This is a genomic window from Bartonella sp. AS69XJJH (assembly GCF_042195585.1).
In the GTDB taxonomy this organism is placed as follows: domain Bacteria; phylum Pseudomonadota; class Alphaproteobacteria; order Rhizobiales; family Rhizobiaceae; genus Bartonella.
The window spans coordinates 1-2,124 of sequence record NZ_JBHIOO010000066.1 but is presented as its reverse complement, the minus strand read 5'-3'; the positions used below and the strand labels follow the sequence as shown (position 1 = coordinate 2,124).

Genomic DNA, 2,124 nt, shown 5'->3' with positions numbered 1-2,124 from the left:
ACCGCCTCAAGCAAAGCGGTTCTCATATAATAATCAATAGCACCAATAAGGCTGGCTGCATCACATCCAACTTGTGCGGCAATGCTTGCACCAAATCGATGAGGAAAATTCAACATGGCGTCACGGTGCGCTCTTCCAAACTCACGCGCTGCTCTCTTTACTTCTTCACGGTCAACGGTTGTTTCGCGTAAGCGTTCAAGGGCAATCTTTTCGCTTTCAAGAGCAACTTGCATTCGCTCCAGTTTAATCTTGTATTCATTAGCACCCTCTGTAGAGACTTGTTTGATCTTTGTGCGCGCTTGACCATCCGGCGCTAAAAATGGAGCAAGGCGCTTTGTTGGATTCTCATTCCAGATAGCTGTTGCAAGCGCTTCATTGACAGAACCATCTTCAAAAAGAGCCGCATCAAATTTACCTGTCTTTATCCGAGAAACAACCGCATTATGTGAAACACCCATCTTCTTCGCAAACGCACGAACCGATAGACCCTCACGATGCTTCTTGGTCATTGAGAGTTTATCCTTCTGAAACACTTATACGAATTATTGTACACTTTAATTATTGACAAGGTTTTATTTTTCGTGTACATAAAATATATGAAGATAGTGTGGGATGAACCAAAAAGAGCTTTAAACATTGTTAAACATAAGCTTGATTTTGCTGATGTTATTTACTTTGACTGGGAACATGCTTTTATTGATGCAACCCATTCAAACCGCATGAAGGCTATTGGATATTTTGCTGATGGTACAACAGTTATTGTTTTTGCAAAGCTTGGCAATGAAGCAATATCCATTATCAGCTTTCGTCAAGCGAATAAAAAAGAAAGAGAGGTTTTCAATGACTATCAAAAAAACCTTTGAAACAGGATGTGGCTACACAAAAGAAGATTGGGACGCTGTGGATTCTCCACCATTGACAGATGAAGAACTTGCACGTCTAAAGCCAGCTAAAGACGTTTTACCAGCCTCCTTTTTTAAGTATGTAACAGAAGAACGCCGTAAGCGTGGGCGTCCACCCGTTGAATCTCCTAAACAAGCGGTTACTCTACGCCTTGACCCAAACGTTATTGCCTCTTTTAAAAAACAAGGAAAAGACTGGCGAACACGTATGGGTGAAGTCTTAAAAAAAGCAAGTGGATGTTAAGCCAAACGATCTCGCTCCTCTAAAAAATTTGTGCTTTACAGTTGAAATTAAACTTCAATTGTATTACATTGAAATACAGTTACAAGAGGAGAGATCATTATGGCTGCTAGTCGTATGGTTCAGGCGCGTGTACCAGAAGAAATTCAAAATATCGCTAATCAAGTTATTCAAGCTTCAGGTTTATCAGTAAGTGATGTTGTGAGAGTGTTGATGATGCGTATTGCACAAGATAAAGCTATTCCGTCCTTCTTGTTTCAACCTAATGCGGAAACTATAGCGGCTTTTGCAGAACTAGAGGAAGGTAACTTAAAAAAGTTTCATTCCGTAGACGAATTATTTGATGATCTCTATGCGGACGATTGAACGTACCACTATCTTCAAACGTGATTTCAAGCGTGAAATGAAAGGACGGTATCGGCATCTTTTAGATACTGATTTGCGCCAAATCATTGCAGCATTAGCAAATGATCAACCTTTAGAACCTCGATATCATGACCATGCATTGACTGGGAATTGGAGCAATTATCGAGATTGCCATATTCGACCTGACTTAGTGTTGATTTATCGCTTGATTGGTCAAGATCGATTGATTTTAGTGCGTCTGGGCTCCCATTCAAAACTTGATCTTTAACCACCTCCCCGCTTTTGAAACGGGGAGATGAATCCTGTTTTAAACTAAGCAGCTTTCACGATAGGGCTTGCGAAAACGCGCTTAGCTTCTTTTATAACTGATTTGTAATGATCAAGCTCTTTTTCGAGGTTATTTGCATCTAACAAACGTCTCATCACCAATCCTAAGATTTCTCCAACACCAGCATGTTTTTTTAAACACTCATAAGAAAATAATTCATTATCAACAGATTGGCTTTTTAGTTTCTTTTCACATTCAATAAAATAACGGCGTGCTTCATGTCCTTTGTCATTACGTTCTATCATGGAAAGGTGTTTAGCCATGTCTCATGTAATGCGGTATTATTT

At 39.7% G+C, this 2,124-nt stretch carries 6 protein-coding genes; 4 read left to right on the top strand and 2 right to left on the bottom strand.

The annotated features are described in order from the left end of the window. On the bottom strand, positions 1–509 hold a 509-nt coding region (locus tag ACFIK6_RS09530; protein WP_375677592.1), incomplete at its 3' end, for a hypothetical protein. 87 nt (positions 510–596) lie between these two features. On the opposite strand from ACFIK6_RS09530, the gene ACFIK6_RS09525 reads away from it, so the two are divergent. The 4 genes from ACFIK6_RS09525 to ACFIK6_RS09510 all read left to right on the top strand — a co-directional run bounded on the left by ACFIK6_RS09525 (position 597) and on the right by ACFIK6_RS09510 (position 1,777). After that, entirely contained in the window at positions 597–863 is a 267-nt protein-coding gene (locus ACFIK6_RS09525; protein WP_375642721.1) for a BrnT family toxin, read from the top strand. Beyond that, positions 841–1,146 carry a BrnA antitoxin family protein gene (locus tag ACFIK6_RS09520; protein ID WP_375618924.1) on the top strand — a complete coding sequence of 102 codons (306 nt, stop codon included), beginning with the start codon at positions 841–843 and terminating at the stop codon, positions 1,144–1,146. The genes ACFIK6_RS09525 and ACFIK6_RS09520 overlap by 23 nt, the downstream gene beginning before the upstream one ends. 99 nt (positions 1,147–1,245) lie before the next feature. Further along, on the top strand, positions 1,246–1,509 hold the full coding sequence (locus ACFIK6_RS09515; protein ID WP_375642722.1) for a type II toxin-antitoxin system RelB/DinJ family antitoxin: 264 nt from the start codon (positions 1,246–1,248) through the stop codon (positions 1,507–1,509). After that, complete coding sequence (locus ACFIK6_RS09510) at positions 1,496–1,777, top strand: type II toxin-antitoxin system YafQ family toxin (RefSeq protein ID WP_208438264.1); 282 nt, start codon at positions 1,496–1,498, stop codon at positions 1,775–1,777. The genes ACFIK6_RS09515 and ACFIK6_RS09510 overlap by 14 nt, the downstream gene beginning before the upstream one ends. Before the next feature lie 44 nt (positions 1,778–1,821). Here ACFIK6_RS09510 and ACFIK6_RS09505 read toward each other — a convergent pair whose 3' ends face one another. Then, a complete protein-coding gene (locus tag ACFIK6_RS09505) occupies positions 1,822–2,100 on the bottom strand; it encodes a hypothetical protein (protein WP_375642723.1) in 279 nt (92 codons plus the stop codon). Positions 2,101–2,124 lie beyond the last annotated feature (24 nt).

Bases quoted from the DNA above. Each gene is read 5' to 3' on its own strand.
- ACFIK6_RS09525 (WP_375642721.1), top strand. From the start codon at position 597: ATGAAGATAGTGTGGGATGAACCAAAAAGAGCTTTAAACATTGTTAAA.
- ACFIK6_RS09505 (WP_375642723.1), bottom strand. From the start codon at position 2,100: ATGGCTAAACACCTTTCCATGATAGAACGTAATGACAAAGGACATGAA.
- ACFIK6_RS09515 (WP_375642722.1), top strand. From the start codon at position 1,246: ATGGCTGCTAGTCGTATGGTTCAGGCGCGTGTACCAGAAGAAATTCAA.
- ACFIK6_RS09520 (WP_375618924.1), top strand. From the start codon at position 841: ATGACTATCAAAAAAACCTTTGAAACAGGATGTGGCTACACAAAAGAA.
- ACFIK6_RS09510 (WP_208438264.1), top strand. From the start codon at position 1,496: ATGCGGACGATTGAACGTACCACTATCTTCAAACGTGATTTCAAGCGT.